The sequence below is a fragment of the Actinomadura sp. 7K507 genome (assembly GCF_004348425.1).
Lineage (GTDB): Bacteria > Actinomycetota > Actinomycetes > Streptosporangiales > Streptosporangiaceae > Spirillospora.
The window spans coordinates 1-23,038 of record NZ_SMKK01000005.1 but is presented as its reverse complement, the minus strand read 5'-3'; the positions used below and the strand labels follow the sequence as shown (position 1 = coordinate 23,038).

Sequence of the window (23,038 nt, the reverse complement as noted above, 5' to 3'; positions counted from 1 at the left end):
CTGCGGCGCCGTACCCCCGTGTGGCCGGTCCCTTCGGTGAGCGGCGCCAACACCGACGTCGGGGAACGGGCGGGCATGGACACGATCGGGTTCGCCCGGGTGAACTGGTGGCCTTCGGTGCGGCCGTCCGCTAGGCGGTCCGACCGCTCGCGCGTTGCGGCGTGCGGCCTGGTCATAGCCGTTTCCGTGGCCGCGTGCGCCGAGCGGGGCTGGGATGTGGCCGAGGACTGGGCCGGGCTGCCGATCGACGACTCCGGCGGGCGGTGGCAGGTCACCCGCGCTGAACGTGTCGATAATTCTCAGCCCCCCGGCGAGCATCTCTGGCTCACCGGCATCGCCGGCCTGCCCTCCGGGGAGGCGTGGGCGGCCGGGGAGGGCCCCTGGTCGAGCGTGCTGCTCCGGTGGGACGGTGAGCGCTGGTCCTACGATCAGGGGCCGCGCCGTGCTTCCTATACGCGGAAGTCCGTCCGGGTGCTGCCGGAAGCCGGCCGCTCGGAGTGCCGGCGATGGATCTTCGGCTCCACCTGGAAACGGGTGCAGGCGTGGTGCTGGAACCGGGGGCGCTGGAAGTCCACGGTGCTGTCGTCCACCGGGCGGACAGGTCTGCGGGACGTCGCGGTGCTGGACGGCGATCAACTGCTGGCCTCAGGGGAGGACTTCCTCAAAAAATGGGACGGCCGCCATTGGCGCGACATGCCGGCACCTTCCCCGCCCGACGAACTGGCCGTCGGCTCCGCCGGGGATATCTGGGGGCTCTGGAACGACAATACGATCCGCCGCCGGCAGGGCAAGTACTGGGAACCGACCCCCGTTCCCCGGCTTTCCAAGGAAACGACCAACGAGAACAGGCCGGGAGTCGGCCCCAGGAAAACCGGACCGTGGATCCACGGTATTGCCCCGGTCACTTCGAACAGCGTCTGGGCCGTCGGGAACGTCCAGCGCGGTTATGGCGAAAAGCCGCGCTATTACTACAGTGATTTCGTTCTTCACTGGAACGGCCGCCAGTGGCAACGTACAACGCTCGGCCTGAAGGGGATCGGGCTCACGCACGTGACACCCGACGGCCGCGGCGGCGTCTGGGTCGCGACGTCCGGGCGCTACATCCTTCACCATTCCGCCGGGCGCTGGAGCCGCGTCCCGCTCCCGGCTCCAGCGGGTTCGACCCTGAGGTTCGAGGCCCTGGCGAACGTGCCCGGCCACCCCGACACATGGGCGATCGTGGAAATGGTCTCGGAACGCGGATCTCGAACGACCAGGCTCATCTTGCGGTATCGACCGCTATGAGCGGGGTGGGCCCGCCTCGATTCGCCGCAGGGCGTCTCCGTACTCGCCGGGCTGGGGCCGGAAGCCCTCCAGCCACCAGGTCGCGCCGGCCGCGCCGATGGCCTCGACGGTCGTGCGGGCCTCGCCGGGACGTTCCGCCGGGGTCCGGCCGGTGATCACCACGTCGAACGGGCCGGTGCCGTCGCGCCGCTTGCCGACACCGGTGACGAGTTCGGTGACCGCTTCGGGGGTCGGGTCCCAGGAGCCGTCCGCCGGGCTGATCATCATCGGCGCGACGCCGTCCCAGCGGGCCGCCCGGTCCAGGGGCCGCCGGTTCGGCCAGTTGCAGCCGATCCAGACCGGGGGGCGCGGACGCTGGACCGGGGTCGGCTGGAACGTCACGTCCGCGGCGGTGACGTACTCGCCGTGAAAGTCCACCTTCTCTCCCGACCACAGCAGCTCCAGTACCGCCAGGCTCTCGTCGAGCCGGCCCGCCACCTGCGCCGGCTCCACCGGCTCGCCCCAGGTGCCGAACTCGGCCTCCAGCGTGAACCCCAGTCCCGCACCGAACACCAGCCGTCCGCCCGAGAGGCGGTCCAGGGACGTGGTCTGCCGCGCCAGCACCCCGGGACGGCGTCGCGCCGCCGCCGTGACCAGCGGCCCGAACCTGATCCGTTCGGTCTCCGCGGCCACCAGCGTCAGCAGCACCCAGGGGTCGCCGACCTCCAGCGCGCCGAAGGGGAAGACCACGTGGTCCCAGACGAAGAACCCGTCCCAGCCGGCCTCCTCGGCCCGCCGCGCCAGTCCGGCCACCTGGCGCGGTTCGGCGAACTCCCCGATGTTGGGCACGCACACTCCATAGCGCATGCGCGAAGACTAATCACTCGATCGCCGCCGGCCGGAAAACGACCACGACCGGCCAGGCGCCCGACGAGCCGGAACGCCCTTCGCGTGGCCGGGGAGGTGCGAGAGCATGAGGGGCGTGCGTATTCACCGGATCAAGATCACGTTGCTGGACATGCCCGTCCCGGTCTGGCGGGCCGTCGAGGTGGCCGCCGACACCACGCTCGCCGACCTGTACGGCGTCGTCCAGAAGGCGATGGGCTGGGAGCTGGGCTATCACCTGCACGTTTTCGAGACGCCGAAGGGACGTTTCGGTGAACCCGACCCCGAGTCGGAGATCCTGGACGCGGCGCGCGTGACCCTCGACGACGTCGCGCCCCGCTTCGCGTACATCTACGACTTCGGTGACAACTGTCGCCACGACATCGTCGTCGAAGAGACCTTCGCCGCCGACCCCGGCACCCGATATCCGCGGCTGACCGGCGGAGCCGGCGCATGCCCGCCCGAGGACTGCGGAGGCGCGTACGGCTACCCGCTGCTGCTGGAAGCCCTGGCCGACCCCTCGCACGAAGAACACGAGCACTACATGGAGTGGACGGACGGGGGCCACGACCCGGCGGCCTTCGACGTCGAAGCGGCGGACCGCGGGCTCCGCGACCCGGAGCTCACGGGCATCGACGAATGGCTCACGGACGAGCGGATTCCCAAGGCCCTGCGCGCGAAGGCGTCCGGCATCGTCAGCGCCACCGACGCGTTCTGCCTGGACCACCTCGACATCGGGTTCGCCGAGCTGTGCCGTAAGGCCGCGGCGGCGCTGGCCCGCAAGCGTCCGAGCCCTCTCGCGCGGGGCGACCTGAGCATCTGGGCCGCGGGCATCGTGTACGCGATGGGGCGCGTCAACTTCCTCGGCGACGGGACGAACCCGCTGCACATGTCCGCCTACGAGATCTCCACTCTGCTCGACGTCAAGAGAACGACGATGCAGAACAAGGCGTCACGCGTCCTGGAGATCCTCGAAATCGAGACGTTCGACCCGGAGTTCGCCCACCCCGGCCTCGGGGCCCATCCCCTCGGGGAGGCCGCCGAACTGCTCCGCCTGCTGTCGGGCCCCGAACCCGAGCCGATACCCCTCGAAGATCTGCTCGACTCGATGATCGACGCAGTCCCTGAAGAACTCCTGGATGACCCCGACCCCCTCCAACCCGAGATGTTCTTCTCCGAGATGATGGGCGCCTGGTGGGGGCAGGAACTCGTCGACGCCGACGTGGACGAGGTCTTCTGCGGCGGGCTCATCGAACGTGCCGCCGGGCGCCGTACCCCGCAGGCGCTGGCCATCCTGCGCGCCCTCGCCGTCCTCGCACCGCCGCCGTTCGACGGCCGCGCGTCCGCGTCCGCCGGCGAACTGTCGGCCGCCGGCGTCCCGGACCCGGTCTGGGCGGACACGATCGGCCGCGTCCGTGCTGGCGAGTGCTGGAGCTACCACGACATCTACGGGGACCAGCGCTCGATCTTCTGCGGCTTCGCCTATGGCGGTGCCGAGCACACCCTCTGCGTCCTGGTGGACGACTCTCTCGGCCGGATCGTCAAGGACGCCTACATCGCCGATCAGCCGGACCTGCTGCTCAGCGAGGTCAAGGCGCAGCAGTCCCGCGACCCGGCCACGGTCTTCGAGCCCGTCGACCCCGCCATCGCGCGCGCCTTGCTCGAAACCGCCTTCGCCGACACCACCGATTCCGCGCCGGTGAGCGAGGATTTCGCGAGCGGCCGCGCGCTCGCCCTGAGCCGGGTCCGAGCCCTGCCGGCCGGAGGCGTCCTCGAACCGTCTCCGGTGCACGATGACGAGGCCCGGCAGCGCCTTGTCGACGCCTTCCTCGAAGACAATCCGGGCCTGCCGCCCGGCATCGTCCGGGGAATCATCGACTACGGCTGCGACCACGACCTCGGCAGGCCCCTGAGAGTGAGCCCCGCGAAACTGGACCATCTCACCTTGATCCCCGCCCTGTCGTCCATCGGGGACGTCCTGCCCGCCTGGACCCGCTGGGCGGCGGCCCGCCAGGACCTCCCGGAACCCGCCAGGAAGGCCCTCGCGGAGATCGCCGACGAACAAGCGGAACTTCTCAGAATCTGATCTCAGCCAAGAGCCCGGCGGCCCATTGGTCACTACTCCGGGCGGGCCTTCCCGCAGGGGGTGGAAGTTCATCCAGGCTTGTGCTTTTTCCTTTGCCGCTTGCGGGTCTCTCTCTTCTTCCGACGCCGCGCTGCCTCGGTCCATGCGGCCTCTTCGGCGATGGACCAGGCTGGACGGCGACGCAGCAGCTGTCTCACGTACGCGGTCTTCCATGAGCCTTTGCCTATCCGGAGTTCGCGAACCACGTCCTCGGACAATCCGGGCAACTCGGCCACAGTGGCGTCGCTGAGCCGCGACGTGGCTTTAGCGGCCGAGTCGAGGACGGCGTCACGCCGCACCTCGTCCTGGCGGATCACCTCCGTGGCCGCCCGCTGGAGTTCGATCACAACGGTGGTGGCGGCGGCTCGTAACTCAACGTCCGCGCGGACGTGGTCGGCGGGGCATCCAGATCACCCGCCCGGTAGTAGAGAATGTGCAGGACTCTTCCGTATCGGTGGACGTCTTCTTCGGCGACCGGCATCAGCCTCGCCGCGGTCGCCGCCCGCTTGAACCGCTCCACGCTGACGCCCAGACGTCGGGCGCATTCGGTGGCGTCACAGCGCCACCGCGAGCCCGAGCGCCGCCCGCACTGCGAGCTCCCCGGTGTCCGGCGAAGGGCTGGGACGCGGTTCGCAGCCGAGATCACCAAGCTCTTCGCCAAGAGTGAGCATATGCTGACTTTCCGGTGAGAATGGGCCCCGCGGCCCCCGCCGCCGGGGCTATCGTTCATGCGTGCCCCGCCGCCCCCGCCCGTTGCAGGACCCCGAGCAGCCTCGGTCTCAGCCTCCCGCCCTCATCGCCGCTTCCCGTCGGGCCTGCGCGCCGTCGACGAACCCGCCCCCCGCAAAGATCCGAGGTTCGTAGCCCAGACCGCCGGAGTGGCATGACGGCCGCCCCGGAGGGGTTCGGCCGCGGCTCAACCGATGGCGCCTCGGCTGCTCAGCAACGACGACGAAGGGACTGCGCATGTCCGACGACGATCTCGAATACACCCTCAGGGACGCGGTCCGCCACGGTGGCATCGTCCTCAAGACCGGTGTCGTGGCGATCGTCGTCGTCCTCGTCCTCAGCGTCATGTACGTGTTCGGCTGGGGCCTCTTCTCCAAGACCACGGCGCCGTGGCGCGGCGCGGCCGAGCAGCGGGAGTCGGTCGAGGGAAGCGGGGACTACCGGATCGCCGCCTACGACCATTTCCATGACCTGTGCGCCCAGGTGCAGTCCGACGAGGCGTCGCTGAGGAACCTGCGGCGCGAGCTGGCGTCGGAACCGAAGCCCACCGAAGAGCGCGCCTTGCAGATCAACGCGTCGATCACGGCGCTGGAGAACAACCGGGCCGCGAACATCAACCAGTACAACGCGGATGCCGCGAAGAAGCACACCGAGGGCCGGTTCCGGAGTTCGGGACTGCCGTACCGCCTCAGTCCGAGCACCAAGGAGACATCGTGCACGTCGAGTTCACCATCACCCGCGCGGACCTGAGGCGCTTCCTCGTCCTGCTGGCCCTCGCGGGCGTGGCCATGGCCGTCCTCGCCGGCTGCACGGAAGGCGCCGACGACAAGGAGCAGGACCGCACCACGGGCGGGTATTCACGACTGGTGGCGCAGCAGCCGAGCCAGACCATGAGCTACTCGCCGACCCGGAACACGGCCAACTACTGGATCAAAACCTGGAGCAAGCCCGGGAAGCTGAGTTACGTCTACCTGCAGAACGGCGACGGTGACCTGCTCGGCTACTACGTGTTCAAGGGCCTGCCGGTGCCGTACTGCGTCAGCCTCACGCCCCCGGACAAGGTCAGCGGCACCGGTGACGCGGGCGTCGTGCGCAAGGCCCCGGCCGTCGACGGCGTGTACTACGGCCAGGGCGACTGCAGCCGCTACTACGGCATCGACGCGACGACCAACTCCTACGTCGAGTACACGGCCGGGCTGGGAATCAACGTGCTGCTCTACGACCAGCCGCTACCGAACCGCCCGAACGTGAAGCCACTCGGCCACACCCGCCTCGACCAGGACGGCAAGCCCGTCAAGGAATAGCCCACTGCCGGGCGGCATCGCAGTCTGTCACCTGGTCGGATACGCCTAGCTCGCGGCGCCCACGACGGTCGCCGCACTGGGCCGCACGCGCCGAAAGGACCGTGCGCCGAGCGGCGGCCGACCGTCCTGCCGCATACCCGAAGAATGTCGCGACCTGACGTTAGGTTCTGGGAATGAACTCGACCCCCGGAAGCCCGGACCACCCCGCGATGACCGGCCCTCAGGCGGACTGGTCGGGCATCGTCCACGGCGACTTCGCCGATCTGGATGAGTTCCGCCGGCGCTTGGACGCCGGGGCCGATCCCTGCGGTGAACTGTGGCAGTACAAAACCCCGCTGCACGTCGCCGCGCAGGAGGGCTCGCCGGAGGTGGTGTTCGAGCTGGCGAGCCGCGCCCGCGACGTCGATGCTCTCTGCCAGGGCCGCAGTGCCCTGTGGAACGCCGTCTATCACCACCGCGACGACAACGTCCTGGTGCTGATGGAATCGGGCGCGGACCCGTGGCTGCCGATGATGGACGGCTGGTCGCCGGGAAGGCTCGGCCTGGCGGCCTCGCTCGATGACTTCTTCGAGGTTCCCCAGGGGCAGATGCTCACGCCGCGGGAACGTGCGATGGCCGAGAGCGGGCCGGAGTTGGCCGAGGTGTTCTCCGGCATCCCCTACGACGGGTTCTCGGTGGCGTGCGTGGCGGACCTCACGGCCGTGCAGGCGCTGCAACGGTTGAACGTCGGCGAGGTCATCGTCGTGAGCGACGACGTTCCGTGGTACGAGTTGGACTTCTGCGGCGATATGGATGTCCTCGGTTTCACCGACGTTCCCGGCGGTTGCGTGATCGCCCAGCCTTGGGCGTACCGCGCCCGCGAAGTCATGGAAGCGGTGACGCCGGGAACGTTCGCCTGCGGCCTGTATGCCAACCCCAAGAGCGGCAACCAGGGAAGCATCGCCGAGAACGGCAAGCTGATCAATTGGGACCTGCACCCCGGCTACGACCCGGACTCCGACGCCACCGCCCGCGACGTTCTGGCGGCTTTCGCCTCGCGCGGCAGCGCCATCGTGCACTGCCTGGTGTACGCGGGCCTGCGTCCCGACTCGATGGACTGCCTGGAGGCCCCGGACGCCTGGATCAGGCTCGGCGCGTCCGGCTCCCCATGACTCTCCAGCACGCGCAGGACCGCGTACCGGCGGGCGAGAGGCCGCTCAGCCCAGGACGATGCGGTCCGGCAGGCCGTCGATCCGGCCCTCCTCCTTGAGTTCCAGCAGGTCCTGCTCGAATGCGCGTGCGATGTCGGAGCCGCGGCGATTCCAGCCGAAGAACCGGGCGGTGTGGGTGGTCAGCTCGGTCTCGTTCATGCCGGGGGATTCGGCGATGATCTCGAGCAGGGCCATCCGCCGCTCCGCGGGAGGCACCTCGGCGACCTTCCGGGCCACTCCGTCTCCGGGCTCGCGCGGGATGACCGGGCGGTCCCGCAGGGTGATGGTGTCGCCGTCCTGTTCGACGTCGCGGTCGGCCCCGAGCAGGCCGTCGAGCGCCCTGTCGAGGTTGGCGCGGATGCGCGAGCCGATCCGTTCGATGCCCCATACCGTCGCCGCCCTCCGGTAGAGGAGTTCGCGTTGAACGGGCGCCTCGGCTTCTAGGGTCTCGCGGAAGAGCCGCTGGAGCAGGCCGAGTGATTCCGGCTCGTGCATCTCGTAGTAGTAGAGGTGCCCTTCGACGCGTGCGCGGCGGTAGCGCGCGGCCCAGTCGCGGGGCTGCCCATCGTCGGCGGATTCCATGGTCACCCGGGGCGGCTCGGCCGCGGAGGGCGGCTCGGGGACGACCACGATCGGGCCTTCATCGTCGTCGGGTTCGGGCTCCTCGGCCATCGCGGCGATGGCCGATTCGACGGCTTGCCGCAGCCGGGTCTCCGCTTCCGGACGGTTGCGGTACCAGTCGGTGCCCCAGATGCGGTGCAGCTCCCAGCCGAGCCCGCTCAGCACCTCTTCCCGCAGGCGGTCGCGGTCCCTCGCGGCCTTGGACGAGTGGTACATCGCCCCGTCGCATTCGATGCCCAGCGCGAACCGCCCCGGCATGGCGGGATGGCGTACCGCCATGTCGATCCGGTAGCCGCCCACGCCGACCTGCGGCTGGACGTCGTAGCCCCGGTCCGCCAGGACGTCCAGCACGGATTCCTCGAACGGGCTCTCGGGCGCCGCGTCGTCGGCGATCGGCCCCTGCTCCAGAACGGCGGGCCCGCGCTCGGCGTAGTCGAGGTACTTTTTGAAATGCTCGCGGCTCCTGTTGGTGCCCTCCTTGATGTCGGAGCCGGATATCGACGAGATGACTTCGACGCGGTGCCGGGCGCGGGTCACGGCGACGTTGAGGCGCCGCCAGCCGTTCTCCCGGTTGAGGGGGCCGAACGCCATGGTGAGCCGCCCGTCGGGACCGGGCCCGTACCCCACCGAGATGATGACGACGTCCCGCTCGTCGCCTTGGACGGTCTCCAGGTTCTTGACGAAGAACCCGTTGAGCCGGTCCTCGGAGAAGAACGGCTCCAGCTCGGGATGGCCGTCCCGGGCCCGTTCCACGGCCTCTTCGATGGCGTGCGCCTGCGCGTCCGACATCGCCACGACGCCGAGGCTGAGGTTCGGCCGCGTCCGGTAGTGGTGCAGGACGCGTTCGGCGACGGCGTCCGCCTCGATCGGGTTGCGGCGGCTGCGTCCCCGTTCGTAGACACCCGGCACCTTGGTGAACGTGACGCCGACGTCATCGCCGGACTCGAACGCACCGGGGAACGTCACCAGGCCGCCGCCGTAGAACCGGCGGTTGCTGAACGCGATGAGTCCCTCGTGACGGCTCCGGTAGTGCCAGGACAGCGGCAGGCTCCGGATGAGGCCGCTGCCCTTGCACATGTCGAGGAGCGAGTCGAAGGAGTCGGGGACGTCCTCGTCGTACTCGTCGTCGTCGGAGTCGTCGGTCTGGGCGAAGAAGTCGGTCGGCGGCAGCTGCTTCTGGTCGCCCGCCACGATGAGCGAGCCGCCCCGGTAGACGCAGTTGACGGCGTCCTGGGGGAGCACTTGGGACGCCTCGTCGAAGATGACGACGTCGAAGCGGTATCCGGGCGGCAGGAACTGGCTGACCGTCAGCGGGCTCATCATCAGGCACGGTTTCACAAGCGGGACGATGTCGGAGGTCCTGTCGAGCAGCGTCCGCACGGGCATGTGCCTGCCCTTCTTCTCGGCCTCCCGCTGGATGACGGCGGCCTGCCCGACGTTGGGCCGGGGACGGCGCGCGTTGCACGCCTCGATCACCTGCGCGTGGGCGTTGGCCACCAGGGCCCGGTCGAGGTCGCGGAACCGTTCGACGAGCTTGTCCCGTTCGACCGCCCGGACGGGGGTGAGGCGGGAGTCGCCGCCCATGACCTGCTCGGCCCAGGCTTCGAGGACGGCCCGTTCGACGGCCCGCGGGAAGTCGGCGCCGTCCAGTCCCTTCTCGGCGGCCCGGCCGACCAGCCCGTCGAGCCCGTGCCGGCGCAGGGTGTCGCGGGCTTCGTGGAAGGAGCGCCACTCCTCGGGGCCGGACCGGTCGGCGGCGAGCAGGCCGGTGAGTTCGTCGAACGCCGCGGCGGTGCCGGTGAGCCGGGCGTGCAGGTCGGACCGCCGTGCGGTGCCGAACAGCTGGGCGAAGTCGGTGACGGCGGCGCGGAACTCGGTCCACACCCTGCGCAGTTCCTCGTCGGGACGGGCGGCGAGCAGCGCGCGGGCGGCCTGTTCGGGCAGGGGCTCGTCCGGCGCCCGGACACCTGCGGCCCATTCGAGTGCGCCGGAGAGTCCGGTCGTGTCGGTTTCCAGTCCCGCGTAGAGAGCACCCAGCAACCGCTCGTACCGAGCCCTCTGAGCCAGGAACGCCTCGCGTTCGGCACGCACCGCCTCCACCCGGGCGGCGATGCCGCGCGCCTGCCCAAGGGTGAGGGCCGCCGGGGCCCCGAGCACCGGCCGCACCTCGGCGATCAGCTCGGCGGCGGCGGCCAGCGGCCCGAGGTGGGCCGAGTACCAGGCGGCGGCGTCGGCGAGGGTCCCGGCCGCGAGCCTCGGACGTCCGCCGGGCCGCGGCGCCGGGACGAGCGTCCGCCGCCACCGGTCGAGCCGCTCGCGGACGTGGTCGGCGGCGGCGCAGGCGCCCGCGTCCGGCCGTCCGCCGGCGCTGACCTGCTCCGCGAGAGCGGACGGGGAGTTCAGTCCCGCGGTGAGCCGGCCCATCTCCTCGGCGCCCTCCAGCAGCCCGTGGACGAGCCGGAAGTCGGTGTGCTCGCCCTGCCAGTAACGTCCGAGGAGCGGGCTCTGGGACGCGGCCGCCTGATGCAGTGCCGTGGCGGCGTCGTACCAGGCGAGTGCCTGTGGAAGCCGTTCGGCGGCCTCCTTGGTCCATTCACCCGACACGGTCAGTCCGGCGAGCAGCCGCTTGTCGCCACGATGGGCGCCGGACAGCTTCCCGAGCGCGGAGGTCTCGCCGAACCGCCGGACGAGGCCGGGAAAGTCGGGAACGGTGAAGATGTTCTCGGTGAACACCTGGGCCGCCGCGGCTCTGGCCTGGACGAGGACGTTCACGCGGCCTTCGAGATTGGCGGCTGCGAGGATGGCGGCGGACCTGCGGTCGCTCGTCAGCCAGTCCGCTTCGGGGCGGTGCGGCCATCGCGCGAACTCGGTCAGCCGGCAGAGGGCGAGGGCTTGCTCGACGGTGACCGGTGCGGGCATCCCGTAGACGGCGGCGATGTCGGCCAGGGACGCCTGGGCGTCGCGCAGCATCGCCGCCTGGTCCCGGAAGTCGACGCCGAGTCCGCGGAGCCACTCCTCGGTGAGCCCCGGCAGGTCGAGTCCCTCCGTCGCCAGCCCGGCCAGCGCCGTCTCCTCGGAGGACGGCTCGGTGTCGATGCCGGGTGGCAGGTGGTCCCATCCCGGTCCGACCTCTGCAGCGACGGCGGCGGTCGAGGCGCGCAGTGCGCCGAGCCGGGTGACGAACTCCGACACCTCGGCTCGCAGCGCCGGCAGCCCGGGGGCGGTGAGCCACGCCTCCGGGACGTCGGGACGGGCGGCCGTGGCGTCGAGCAGGGCGAGCAGCCGCTCGGTGGCGCCGAGTTCGGTAAGGCCCAGCGGCCCGGTGAGGTCATCGTGTGCGGCGAGGCGGCGCTGGAGCGCGTCGGCGGCCTCGCGCAGAAGTTGCAGGCGCGGCTGCGGCTGACCGCTCCCGGTGAGGTCCCGCCACGCGAAGCCGGAACCGTCGGAGACGGGACGCCACGCGTCGCCGAGTCTCTCCGCGGCGGCGCGGACGTCCTGGAGCCCGCCTGCGGTCAGGCCGTCCGGCAGCGCGGTCGGCAGCGGCGGCACATCGGCCAGTGCGCTGAGCCGCCCGATCACGTCGTGGAGTGTCAGGCCGAGCGGTGGCCGGGTCTCGTTCATCGCCGCCGCGTAGGCGGAGAGTTCCTGGCGGGTGCGCAGGAGGCGTTGCCGGTCCTCGTCCGCGCCGGAGCTGACGGCCTTGGGACGCTGCGCGAGGGCGTTTCCCAGCGTCTTCGCGACCTCCTTGCGGCTCGCGTGGTGGCTGTGCAGCGCCAGGACGAAGGCCCCGAGCCCCACGGAGTCCAGTCGGTTGCGGACCACGTCCAGCGCGGCCGCCTTCTCGCTGACGAAGAGGACACTGCGGCCCTGATGCATGAGCGCCGCGATCATGTTCGCGATCGTCTGGCTCTTTCCGGTGCCGGGCGGGCCGTCCATGATGAACGACCGGCCGTCGAGCGCCGCCGCGACGCATTGACGCTGCGACGAGTCGGCGTCCAGGACGAGGGGCGTCAGCTCGGGAGGCTGGAGTTCGTCGATCCTGTCGGCGTCGGCGGGTTCGAAGTACAGCTCGTCCTCGGGCAGGCGCGCGGCCTCGCCGAGCCCGATGGCCTGTACCAGGGGATGGGCCAGGATCTGGTCCTCGTGGTCGAGCAGGTCCCGGTACATCGCCTCCTTGTGGGCGCGGAAGGTGGCGAGCACGACGTCGTCGTTGACCTCCCAGTCCGGGTGTTCCGCGACGGCGGCGCGCACGGCGGAGAGGGTGCCGTGGAGGTCCTTCATACTGTCGGGGTCGGGCCAGTCGAGGCCGAGCTGCCCCATCTTGACGGCGAGCGCCGGGTTGGGAACGGCGTCCTCGCTCTGCTCTGTGACCAGCCTGAACACGCCGGGGCCGAGCCGGTCGAGCCGCACCGGGACGAGCAGCAGCGGCGCCAGGCTGAAGCCTTCCGCGCCGGGCTCGCGCCACTTGAGGAACGCCGTCCCGAGCTGGAGGGTCCACAGGCCGGTGTCGTTGAACATCTGGTTGGAGTCGCGGTAGAGCTTGCGGAGCGCGGCGTCGAGTGCGATCCGGGTGTTCTTCTGCGTGACGATCCCGCTGGCGTCCGAGAGCGTGACCAGCCCCTCGTGGTCGGCGTCGTCCTCGGGAAGCTCCGCGAACCGCAGGCCCGAGTCGAGGTCGACCAGCAGCGCGCCCGCCTGCGGTGACCGGATGGCGAGCGTGGCCGTGCGGGTGTGCCGGAAGTTCAGCAGCCGGTTCCGGCCGGTCAGATCGATCAGGTTGTCGCGCCACTTGCCCAGCACGTTCCGCAGCGATGCGCGCGGCATTTCGTCCATCACCGAGTCCGCCATCGACCTACCCCCTCCGGACGAGACCCGTCGGTGAGGTCTCAGCCAGGTACCAGAGCGATTCTGACACTGCACATCCTGTGTAGACGGGTCCGGAGGAGGACGGCGAGAGCGATGTGCACAGTGGGACGCCCTGCTCGGCTCACCGGTTGTCCGTTGGCGGCCATCGGCCACATCGGATCCGTGAACTTGATCGACCAACAGACTATGTGTTTAGAGTCCCGGTGAGTATAAGGTGTCTTCTCGAATCGCCCGGCCGTTTCAGGAGGTGGTGCCGTGAATCCGGACGACCACCTCCCGAGGCGTTCCGGCGCCGCCCCGGTTGACCGGAGAATGTGTCCGAATTCGGCCAGGCGTGTCAAGCACCACGCAAAGCATCTCTGCCCGAGGCGCGCTGACCAGGGCCCTCCACTCCTCGCACCCCTTCCACCTGGGGCAATGCCGAGTCAAGAGGTGCGCTCACCCGCTGCGCCCCGAAGGGCTGGTCCGCGATGCCGCACCGTCACCGCCCGGCGACTGGCGGGTAACGGCGTCGCCGCCTCGCGCGCCCGCCTATCCTGGCTCCCCGGCCGGTCGTCCGGCCGGACGACCCTGGTCAGTGCCGTCCTGGGAAGGCGGGTGCCGATGAAGCCGCTCGAACCGTCCGATCCCCGGACGATCGGCGGCGTCGAGCTGCACGGCAGGCTCGGCCAGGGCGGCATGGGCGTCGTCTACTTCGGGGTGACCCCGGACGCCGAGCAGGTCGCGGTCAAGGTGATCCGGGACGGCCTGGCCGGCCAGCCTGACATGCGCGAGCGCTTCGACCGCGAGGTGCTCGCGATGGGCATGGTCCAGGGCCCGCGCGTCGCCGGTCTCGTGGCCGCCTCCGAACCAGGCGCCGGCAAGCCGTGGCTGGCCATGGAGTACGTCCGCGGCGAGACGCTCAAGGACTACCTGGCGGGGCGCCCCGCGCTCACCGCCGAGATGGGCGCGGCGCTGGGAGTGATGCTGGCGGAGGCGCTCACCGGCATCCACGCCGCCCGGATCCTGCACCGCGACCTCAAGCCCGGCAACATCCTGCTCGGCCCGGACGGCGCGAAGGTCATCGACTTCGGCCTCGTCGACCTGGTGGAGGCGGAGGAGAGCCTCACCCGGACGGGCATGCGCCTCGGCACACCCGTGTTCATGCCGCCCGAGCAGGTCGAGTCGGCGAAGGACCTCACGCCGGCGGCCGACGTGTACTCGACGGGCGCCACGCTGCTCTACGCGCTGACCAAGAACTACCCGTACGGGCACAAGAACGAGCACGCCCTGTACTTCGCGATCGCGAACCCCGACAAGGGCCCGGACGTGTCGGGCCTGCCCGCGTCGCTGGCGCCGGTGATCGAGGCGATGCTGGCGCACGCCCCGGAGTCCCGGCCGACCCCGGCGGACGCGTCCGCCGAGTTCCGCGGCGTCCTGGACGCCGCCGGTCTGTCGGTCCGCGACGCCCGCGTCCATTTCGCGACGCTCACCTACGTGGAGCGGCCGGACGATCCGCCGTCCGACATCGAGCCGCCCCGGCGTCCCGCCCGTCCGCGGCATCGGGAGCGTTCGGCGCCCCGCCCGGTCGTCGCCTCGCTCGCGGACCGGCTGGCCCTCGCCTACGCGCCGGGCGCGAGACTCTGACCGTCCGCCCGCGCCGCCACCCCCAGACCCGTGAACGACCCAGTAAGGAGCCCGCCGAGTGACCTCCTCCGCAGACACCGGGACCCCGTACGCGCCGGGTGCGCGCATCGAGGTCCGCGACGCGGAGTGGATGGTGCGCACCTGCACCCCCACGCCCCGCGACGGCAACAAGATCACAGCCGTCGGGGTCTCGGAGTTCGTGCGGGACGAGGACGCGGTCTTCTTCACCAGGATCGACGACGTCGTCCAGCTCCGTCCCGAGGACACCCAGCTCGTCGCCGACACGTCCTCCGCGTTCGCGCGCAGCCGCCTCTACCTGGAGTCGGTGCTGCGCCGCACGCCGCTCCCGCAGTCCGAGCGGGGCCTGGCGCTGGCCGACCGGTTCCTCCTCGACCCGCTCCTCTACCAGCAGCGCCCGGCGGAGCTGGCGCTCAAGGGCCTGCGTCCCCGCATCCTCCTCGCCGACGTCGTCGGTCTCGGCAAGACCCTCGAAATCGGTCTGATCCTGGCGGAGCTGATCCGCAGGGGACGCGGCGAGCGCATCCTCGTCGTGACGCCGCAGCAGGTCCTGGAGCAGTTCCAGCACGAGTTGTGGACGCGGTTCGCGATCCCGCTCGTCCGGCTCGACTCGGTCGGCATCGAGCGGATCCAGCGCGACATCCCGGCGGGGCGGAACCCGTTCCTGTACTACAAGCGCGTCATCGTCTCCGGTGACACCCTCAAGAACCAGGGCAAGTACGGGCAGCACCTGGAGAACATGCATTGGGACGCCGTCGTCATCGACGAGTCCCACAACGTCATCAACAAGGACACCCTCAACAACAAGCTGGCCCGCCTCCTGTCCAAGCACACCGACGCGCTGCTGCTGGCGAGCGCGACCCCGCACAACGGCGACCCCGAGTCGTTCGCGGAGCTGATCGGGCTGCTCGACCCGGCCGCCATCGCGAACCCGAAGCGGTACTCGGCGTCCGACATCGACCACCTCTACATCCGCCGGACGAAGATCAGCGACGAGGTCCGCGACCGGATCCGCGGCCGGTGGCCCGACCGGGGCCCGTCGATCTCGCTGCGCACGCCCGCCACGCCCAAGGAGGAGGCGATCTTCGCCGAGCTGGCCGAGGTCTGGCTGCCCGGCCCGGACCGCCCCGGCGGCTCGGTGGTCGACAGCGACCGCCGCCTCGTCCCCTACACGCTCGCCAAGGCGTTCCTGTCGTCGCATGTTGCGCTCGGTTCGACGGTCGCGAAGCGGCTGAAGAACGCCACCGAGCCGCGCGAGACCGAGGCGCTCAACAACCTGGCCTTCCTCGTCGAGCAGATGGGCGACGCGGACTCCGCCAAGCTCAGGGCCCTCGTGGACGAGTTGAAGAACATCGGCGTGAAGGCCAAGGGCTCGGTGCGCGCCGTCGTGTTCTCCGAGAGCATCCCGACCCTCGAATGGCTGGCCCGGACCGTCCCCGCGGAGCTGGGACTCACCCCCGACCAGGTGCAGATCATGCACGGCGGCTTCTCCGACCAGCGCCAGCAGGAGATCGTCGAGGCCTTTTCCCTTGCCGACAGCAAGGTCCGGCTGCTGTTCACCGGGGACGTGGCGTCCGAGGGCGTGAACCTGCACCGCCAGTGCCACCACATGATCCACTACGACCTGCCGTGGAGCCTGATCCGGATCGAGCAGCGCAACGGCCGCATCGACCGGTACGGGCAGGAGCACGAGCCGCAGTTCCGCGCGATCGTCCTGACCTCGGAGACCGAGGGCGCGCTGGACGACACGACCGTCGCCGAGAAGCTGCTGAGGCGCGAGGAAGACGCCCACCGCAACATCGGCACGGCAGAAGCGGTCACCCGCGAGTTCACGGCGAAGAAGGAAGAAGATCGACTCATCAAGGACCTCCTCAAGGGCAAGTCGGTCGAGGAGTCCCTAGCGGAGGCGCCGCCCGTCGACTTCATGGCCGAGCTGTTCGGCGCGGTGGAGCAGGGCGAGGCACGCGCGGAGGTCAGGCGGGCCCGCGTCCCGAAGCTGTTCGGGTCGACGGAGGAGTTCGTCCGGGAGGCGCTGCGCACCGTCTGCCCCGGCCTGCGCGTCGATGACGACGGCGGGCTGCTCGCCTTCGCGCCGCCCTCCGACCTCGTCCATCGGCTGTCCGCCCTGCCGGCGTCCTACCTGCGCACCCACAAGATCACCGAGCGGATGAAGGTCACCTTCGACCACGACCTCGCGCAGCGCAAGCTGGACGAGGCCCGCCGCACCAAGACCATGTGGCCGGACATCGCCTACCTGTCCGACCTCCATCCGATGGTCGAGTGGCTGGTGGACAAGGTGCAGGTGCAGCTCGTCCGGCGGCAGGCGCCCGTCATCTCCGCGAAGGTGGACGAGCCGACGTTCCTCGTCCAGGGCATCTACTCCAACGCGCTCGGTCAGCCGACGGTGGTCGACTGGATGGCGATCAGCGGCCTGCCCGGCGCGCCGGTCGTCCGCGACATGACCGAGGTCCTCACCGAGGCCGGGGTCGGTCCCACGATGATCAACACCAGCCGGGCACCCGACATCGAAGGACTCACCCCTCTCATCGAGCCGGCGATCCACGCCGCGCGCCGCCACCTGGACGAGCAGCGCGACCGGCACGACGACGAGGTGGCGCGGCCCCTCCGGGAGTACGACGGGCAGCTCGAACTGTGGGAGCGCGAGAGTTTGAAGAGCCTGGACGGGACGTCGCACGGCGCGAAGAAGCGGGGGCAAGTGAACGACACCGTCGCCGACCAGAAGCGGTTGCTCCAGAGCATGGAGACGACGGGGGAGCCGCTGCTGCGCATCCTCGCCGTCCTTGAGGGGGACGCATGACGTATGACTCGATCGTCAACCGCGGCGACTACTTCTCGGCCCACTACCTGGCCGAGGTCCTCCCCAAGGACCTGAAGAAGAAGGACGGGCTGCTCGCCCGCTGGGCCGAGACCGAGAAGGACGGGCAGCCGACCCCGCGCACCGGCCTGCGCGGTCTCAAGCGCAGCTACTTCAAGGACCGTCCCATCTTCGCGGACGCCCTGGAGACCGTCCGCGAGGGCAGGGACATCCCGAAGATCGAGGAGTGGAAGAAGTCCCTCCACGAGCTGCACGGCGACATCCTCCGCGCCCTGGGCTTCGACGCCGAGCCGCGCGTCCTGACGGTCGAGCGGTCGGACAAGCGGTACGAGGTCGCCGTCGCGCACGCCGAGCCGGCCGACCGTCCCAGCGTCATCGCGATCGAGTGCGGATGGGCCCCGGACGTCGACGCCGCCCTCGACATCACCGACGCCGGACGGCTCCTCACCCCCGTCGAACTCGACCACCCGCACATGCTCCGGACCGGGGACAAGCTCGCGTCCTGGCTGTTCGCCGCCGACGACCCGCCCCGCTACGTGCTGATCCTCGCGGGCGGCGTGGTCATCCTGGCCGACCGGATGACCTGGGGTGAGGGACGGTACCTCGCCGTCAGCCTGGACATCGCGCTCGGCCGCAGCACCGCCGCGTCCAGCGAGATCGAGACGATCGCCGCCCTGTTCAGCGCCGACTCGCTGCTGCCGCCCGAGGAAGGCGGAGCCGAACCCCTCGCCGAACTGCTCTCCGGCTCCCGCCAGCACGCCGTCGGCGTGTCCAAGGAGCTGCGAGAAGGACTCCGCGAATCCGTCGAGATCATCGCCAACGAGGTCCTCACTCGGATGCGGGAACAAGGCGTCCGCCCCGAAGAGGTCATGGAACCGGCGGCCTTCGCCAAGGAACTCGGCCGCGAATCCCTCCGCTACCTCTACCGGATTCTCTTTCTGCTGTATGCCGAGGCCCGCCCGGAACTCGGCATCCTCCCCACCGACGACGAGGCGTACGTCAGGGGCTACAGCATGGCCCGCCTCGGCGACCTGATCGTCCGCGACCTGGTCTCGGAGGAGTCGCGCCGCAGCGTCCACCTCTACGAGTCGCTCGACCTGCTTTTCCGCATGGTCAACGAAGGGCACAACCCGCGCGGCGCGGGCCTCACCCTCGGCTCGGACGGTGAAGGACTCCGCTTCGAACCCCTCAAGTCCGACCTGTTCGACCCCGCCCGCACCCGCCTCATCGGCAAGGCCGCGATCGACCTGGACGAGGACGAACCCGACTCCACCCCTATCGACACCCGCCTCCGCAACGAGGCTCTGTATAAAGTGCTGCGCCTCCTCATGCTCGCCAAGGGCAAGCGCAAGGAACGCGGCGGCTTCATCTCGTACGCGCAGCTCGGCATCAACCAGCTCGGCGCGGTGTACGAGGGGCTGATGTCGTACACGGGGTTCATCGCGAAGGAGGAGCTGTACGAGGTCGCCAAGAACGGCGACCCCAAGGACGGCTCCTGGATGATCCCCGCCTCCAAGGTCGACGACTACGAGGACGCCGTCTTCGTCCGCCGCGTGGACGAGAACGGCATCAAGACCGAGGACCGCGTCCGCTACAAGCCCGGCGCCTTTGTCTATCGGCTCGCCGGCCGCGACCGCCAGACCAGCGCGTCCTACTACACGCCCGAGTCACTGACGCAGGTCACCGTGCAGTTGGCGCTTCGCGAGCGTCTCGACCAGGACGGGACGACGACCAAGGCCCGCGAGATCCTCGACTGGACGATCTGCGAACCCGCCCTCGGCTCCGGCGCATTCCTCAACGAGGCCATCAACCAGGTCGCCGCCGAGTATTTGAAACGACGGCAGGCCGAGAAGAACCAGAGCCTCGAACCCGACCGCTATACGGAAGAACTCCAGAAGGTCAAGGCGTACATCGCGCTCCATAATTCGTATGGGGTGGACCTCAACGAGACTGCCGTCGAACTGGCCGAAGTCTCGCTGTGGCTGAACGTCATGCACCGGGGGCTACAAGCTCCGTGGTTCGGCCTGCACCTGCGCCGGGGCAACTCGCTCATCGGCGCCAGCCGCCGCCTGTACGAGGCGCACCATCTGAAGAAGAAGGCGTGGCTCACCACCGCGCCTGCGGACCACCCTTTCCGCGACGGTCCGATCCCCGACGGCCACATCCATCACTTCTTGCTGCCCGCCCAGGGCTGGGGAGCGGTGGCGAGCGAGAAGGAAGCCAAGAACCTTGCGCCCGACGACGCCAAGCGCCTCGGTGACTGGCGCAAGGGGATGCTCAAGGACCCGTCCACGAAGAAGAAGCAGGGACAGAAGCTCACCCAGGTCCAGCGCCTACAGGGCCTAGCCCGCCGCGCGGAGTACCTGTGGGACCTGGTTATTAAGCGCTTGGAGCTGTCCGAGAAGGACATCAGCCGCCGTATCCAGGTGTGGGGAGCGGACGACCTCCGCGAACCGGGGGAGGAGATCGTCTCCCGCGAGCAGATCCTTGACGATCTCACGTGGCCGGGGACGCCCTTCTGGCGCCTCAAGACGTTGATGGACGCGTGGTGCGCTCTCTGGTTCTGGCCGCTCGACAAGGCTGGCCTGCTGGACGGCTCGGACGGCATCTACGAGCGGTTGAAGGGCAACGTCCTCGACAGCGCACCGCCCACACCCGCCGAAGTAGAGGCACCGGACCCCGATCCGGCCGGTTTCCCGCAGAGTTGGGAGGCAGCGTCCCTCTTCGGAGAGACCCCTGTCCAGATCCCGATCAACGAGTCGAAGCCGCGCCCCAGGTCACCCCGCAAGCCCGCCCGCGTCGAGCGCCGCTCAGTGATCCCGCTCGCCAATCTGGACGACTGGCTCGACTTCGCCGAGGCCCTCCTTGGCGCTGATGACATCCCCGAAGACTCCCTCGGTGCCCATTTCGCCTCCTTGGGGGAGTTGGGCGAACACGAAGACCAGCTCCCTGCCTGGACGGGCATGGACAACGAATTCAAGCTCAGCGAACGCTTTCCCTGGCTCCGCACAGTCGAAGACATTTCCGCCCAGCAAGGCTTCTTCCATTGGGAACTCCAGTTCGCCCAGGTCTTCTCGAAGGGGGGCTTCGACGTTCAAGTGGGTAATCCTCCATGGGTGCGACCCGACTGGGATGAAAATGCTGTCTACGCAGAGTTCGATGCCTGGTTCAAACTAGTCGATAAAGCTCATGTAGAAGAGGTGCGACAGCGAAAGGGAGCGGTTCTGTCGACCGAATACAATATGGCCAGGATCAAGGAGGAACTTGCTCAGCACAGTGGAGTGGCTGAATTCTATTCCCTGATATCGACATTTGCTCAGCTGGCTGGCACACGTCCCAACCTCTATAGAGCATTCATGATTCGCGCCTGGCGGAGTCTTGCGCCTCGCGGTATCGCGGGGCTGTTGCATCCAGATACCCACTTCGCTGGAGTAAAAGAGGGACAGCTCCGTGCGGAGGCGTATCAACATCTACGATTTCATGTCCATTTTCACAATAGACGGAAGATCTTCTCTGAGATTCACGCCAACACCGAATTCGGTATTCATATCTACGGAGTTAGGCAAGAAGTATCCTTCGTCAATATCAGCTGGCTTTTCGATCCAGCTACTCTCAACGAGTCGCTGACGCACGACGGATCCGGTGAGCTCCCTGGCATTAAAAATAAGGGAACCTGGGATTTGCGAGGCCACCGCGATCGCCTGGTTCGCGTCGATCCCAGCGTTCTTGCTGAATCCGCGCGGCTTGCTGGAGAGGCGGAAGGTGCAGCCTCAACTGCAAGACTTCTATCGCCGGTTACCACCGCAGAACAGCAGGCGGTGTCCGTTCTAGCTCGGCAGCAAACCAGGCTCGGTAGTGCGACTCGCTACACTAGTATCGGATTCGACGAAGGCAAGGCCAAGCGCGAAGGGCTGCTACGTTGGATGACCTATGACCCCGAATCGTGGGCGGATGTCGTCCTTCAAGGGCCCATGATTAGCATTGCCACGCCTCTGGCCAAGCGACCATTGATTCCATGTCGGACAAACAGAGACTATGCCGCCTACGATTTGGTCACCTTGAAAGATGACCAAATTCCACGGACCAACTATCGTCGGACGTCAAATTCCCGACAATACACGGCCGCATTGGATATTTGGGGTGGAGAGCCCTGCACCACATATTATCGTCATGCCTGGCGACGTATGATCCCGTTTGACACAGAGCGCAGCCTATTCGCCTTTATTGTGCCGCCCGGTCCTGCTCATGTGGATGGCATTCGCAGCATGGCCATGGAGTCCCCCTTGGAAACTGCGCTTACGACGGGTTTCTGGTCATCACTTCCTCTCGACTACCTTTTGCGAGTAAGAGGTAAATCGGATGTGGGTCACACTGAGGCTGCCGCGATGCCAGCTGTGGACCCTAGACACCAGCTGTCAATGGCGCTGCTACTTCGTACGCTGCGCCTAAACTGCCTCACGGACGCATTCGCCTCGTTGTGGAGCCAGCTTTACGATGAGCAATGGCGGTTCGAATCGTGGGCTGCAAGTTGGCCAGGGTTGTCACCTCTCGAAACTGCAACGTCCCGATGGGATAGATCGGTTCCTTTGAGAAATGAACGTACACGGCGGGCAGCACTCGTCGAGATCGACGTCATATCAGCACTAATGCTCGGCTTCTCGGTGGAGCAACTCATCGCGATCTATCGCTCGCGTTATCCGATCCTGTCGGACTATGAGGCGGCAACCTGGTTCGACATGGATGGCCGCAAAATTGCGGCTAATCACCATGCGTATGGATGCGGTCAGGCTAAGAGTGACTACGACCAACTAATGGAGTACTTGAACAGTCCGAACCAAGGTTGCGGTCCTGCGGGGTACAAGGCACCCTTCTACAGGGCTGATCGAGAGGCTGAATACCGGGAAGCATATGCTGTTTTCTCGGATCGTATGGAGCGCGCAAAATAGAGGGTGGACGCCTCAATGATGGGGTGCGTCAGCACGATGCACGGCCGTCGCGCTCTGGATTGCTTGTCCTGGTCACACGACAAGGGCCGCGGTGACCTGCGTGAGGCGGGTGTGTGGCGGTGCTGAGCATTGAGTCGCAGCGGATCGGTTCTCTGGCTCCTTTTGCAAGGGCTGACAAGATGGTTGGCGCGGTCCCCGTTGGAGCGGGTGAGGGTTGAGCGGTGGATGACCGGCGGCTGGGGCTCGTCCACATGATGGCGTTTTGTAGTGCCCTCCGGCCTCCTCGGTAGTCGCGCGCAGAGCGGTGTCGGACGTTGACCTGCGCCATATCGCCTCGATGGGAGGTTCCATCAGAGCGGCATGCCGCAACTCAACGTGGGGTCAGGGCTTGAGGCGGGCCCAGACCCATTTGCCGCCGGACGGGTCGGGGGTGTGGCCGCACTCGGCGGCGAGGGCCGCGACGATCGGCAGGCCCCGGCCGCCATTGTCGTCCCAGTGCTCCTCAGGGCTAATGCGTTCTCAGGTAGTGAGATCGAGTAGTTGAAGTGCGTGGGTGGGGTGTGCCCGGTAGTGGTCGTTGGCGGCGGCGATGTTGGTCCAGCCCATGAGGTTGGCGAGGGCGATGGCCA

11 protein-coding genes are annotated in these 23,038 nt (G+C 68.5%); 8 read left to right on the top strand and 3 right to left on the bottom strand.

What is annotated here, in order from left to right:
• Positions 1 to 36 precede the first annotated feature (36 nt).
• Positions 37 to 1,284, top strand: a complete 1,248-nt coding sequence (locus E1285_RS02125; protein ID WP_132147283.1) for a hypothetical protein — start codon at positions 37 to 39, stop codon at positions 1,282 to 1,284.
• Here the strand turns inward: E1285_RS02125 and E1285_RS02120 are convergent.
• Positions 1,279 to 2,130: an LLM class flavin-dependent oxidoreductase gene (locus tag E1285_RS02120; protein ID WP_132147280.1), complete on the bottom strand. Its 852-nt coding sequence runs from the start codon at positions 2,128 to 2,130 to the stop codon at positions 1,279 to 1,281. The genes E1285_RS02125 and E1285_RS02120 overlap by 6 nt on opposite strands.
• A 106-nt stretch (positions 2,131 to 2,236) precedes the next feature.
• Between E1285_RS02120 and E1285_RS46430 the strand changes: the two genes are divergently transcribed.
• Positions 2,237 to 4,234, top strand: a complete 1,998-nt coding sequence (locus E1285_RS46430) for a DUF6398 domain-containing protein (RefSeq protein WP_207946352.1) — start codon at positions 2,237 to 2,239, stop codon at positions 4,232 to 4,234.
• A gap of 68 nt (positions 4,235 to 4,302) precedes the next feature.
• On the opposite strand, the gene E1285_RS02110 is transcribed toward E1285_RS46430, so the two are convergent.
• Positions 4,303 to 4,620, bottom strand: coding sequence for a hypothetical protein (locus tag E1285_RS02110; protein ID WP_132147277.1), 318 nt, complete (start codon positions 4,618 to 4,620; stop codon positions 4,303 to 4,305).
• Positions 4,621 to 5,239: 619 nt separating this feature from the next.
• Between E1285_RS02110 and E1285_RS02105 the strand changes: the two genes are divergently transcribed.
• The 3 genes from E1285_RS02105 (at position 5,240) to E1285_RS02095 (ending at position 7,457) form a co-directional block, all read left to right on the top strand.
• A complete protein-coding gene (locus E1285_RS02105) occupies positions 5,240 to 5,752 on the top strand; it encodes a hypothetical protein (RefSeq protein WP_132147274.1) in 513 nt (170 codons plus the stop codon).
• A complete protein-coding gene (locus E1285_RS02100) occupies positions 5,716 to 6,306 on the top strand; it encodes a hypothetical protein (RefSeq protein WP_132147271.1) in 591 nt (196 codons plus the stop codon). Before E1285_RS02105 ends, E1285_RS02100 begins: the two co-directional genes overlap by 37 nt.
• Before the next feature lie 173 nt (positions 6,307 to 6,479).
• Complete coding sequence (locus E1285_RS02095) at positions 6,480 to 7,457, top strand: ankyrin repeat domain-containing protein (RefSeq protein ID WP_132147268.1); 978 nt, start codon at positions 6,480 to 6,482, stop codon at positions 7,455 to 7,457.
• A 45-nt stretch (positions 7,458 to 7,502) separates the two neighbouring features.
• Here the strand turns inward: E1285_RS02095 and E1285_RS02090 are convergent, their stop codons facing one another.
• Positions 7,503 to 12,965 carry a DUF3320 domain-containing protein gene (locus tag E1285_RS02090; protein ID WP_132147265.1) on the bottom strand — a complete coding sequence of 1,821 codons (5,463 nt, stop codon included), beginning with the start codon at positions 12,963 to 12,965 and terminating at the stop codon, positions 7,503 to 7,505.
• Between the two features lie 621 nt (positions 12,966 to 13,586).
• Here E1285_RS02090 and E1285_RS02085 point away from each other — a divergent pair.
• Genes E1285_RS02085 through E1285_RS02075 form a run of 3 tightly spaced genes read left to right on the top strand, consistent with a single transcriptional unit; the run spans position 13,587 to position 22,409 of the window.
• Positions 13,587 to 14,609 (top strand): serine/threonine-protein kinase, encoded by a 1,023-nt coding sequence (locus E1285_RS02085; RefSeq protein WP_165966417.1) that lies wholly within the window; start codon positions 13,587 to 13,589, stop codon positions 14,607 to 14,609.
• A gap of 58 nt (positions 14,610 to 14,667) precedes the next feature.
• Positions 14,668 to 17,445 carry a DEAD/DEAH box helicase gene (locus E1285_RS02080; RefSeq protein WP_243722482.1) on the top strand — a complete coding sequence of 926 codons (2,778 nt, stop codon included), beginning with the start codon at positions 14,668 to 14,670 and terminating at the stop codon, positions 17,443 to 17,445.
• The gene (locus E1285_RS02075) at positions 17,442 to 22,409 is read left to right on the top strand and encodes a class I SAM-dependent DNA methyltransferase (protein ID WP_132147259.1); all 4,968 of its coding nucleotides are present in this window, start codon (positions 17,442 to 17,444) and stop codon (positions 22,407 to 22,409) included. The genes E1285_RS02080 and E1285_RS02075 overlap by 4 nt, the downstream gene beginning before the upstream one ends.
• The last annotated feature ends 629 nt before the right edge of the window (positions 22,410 to 23,038 follow it).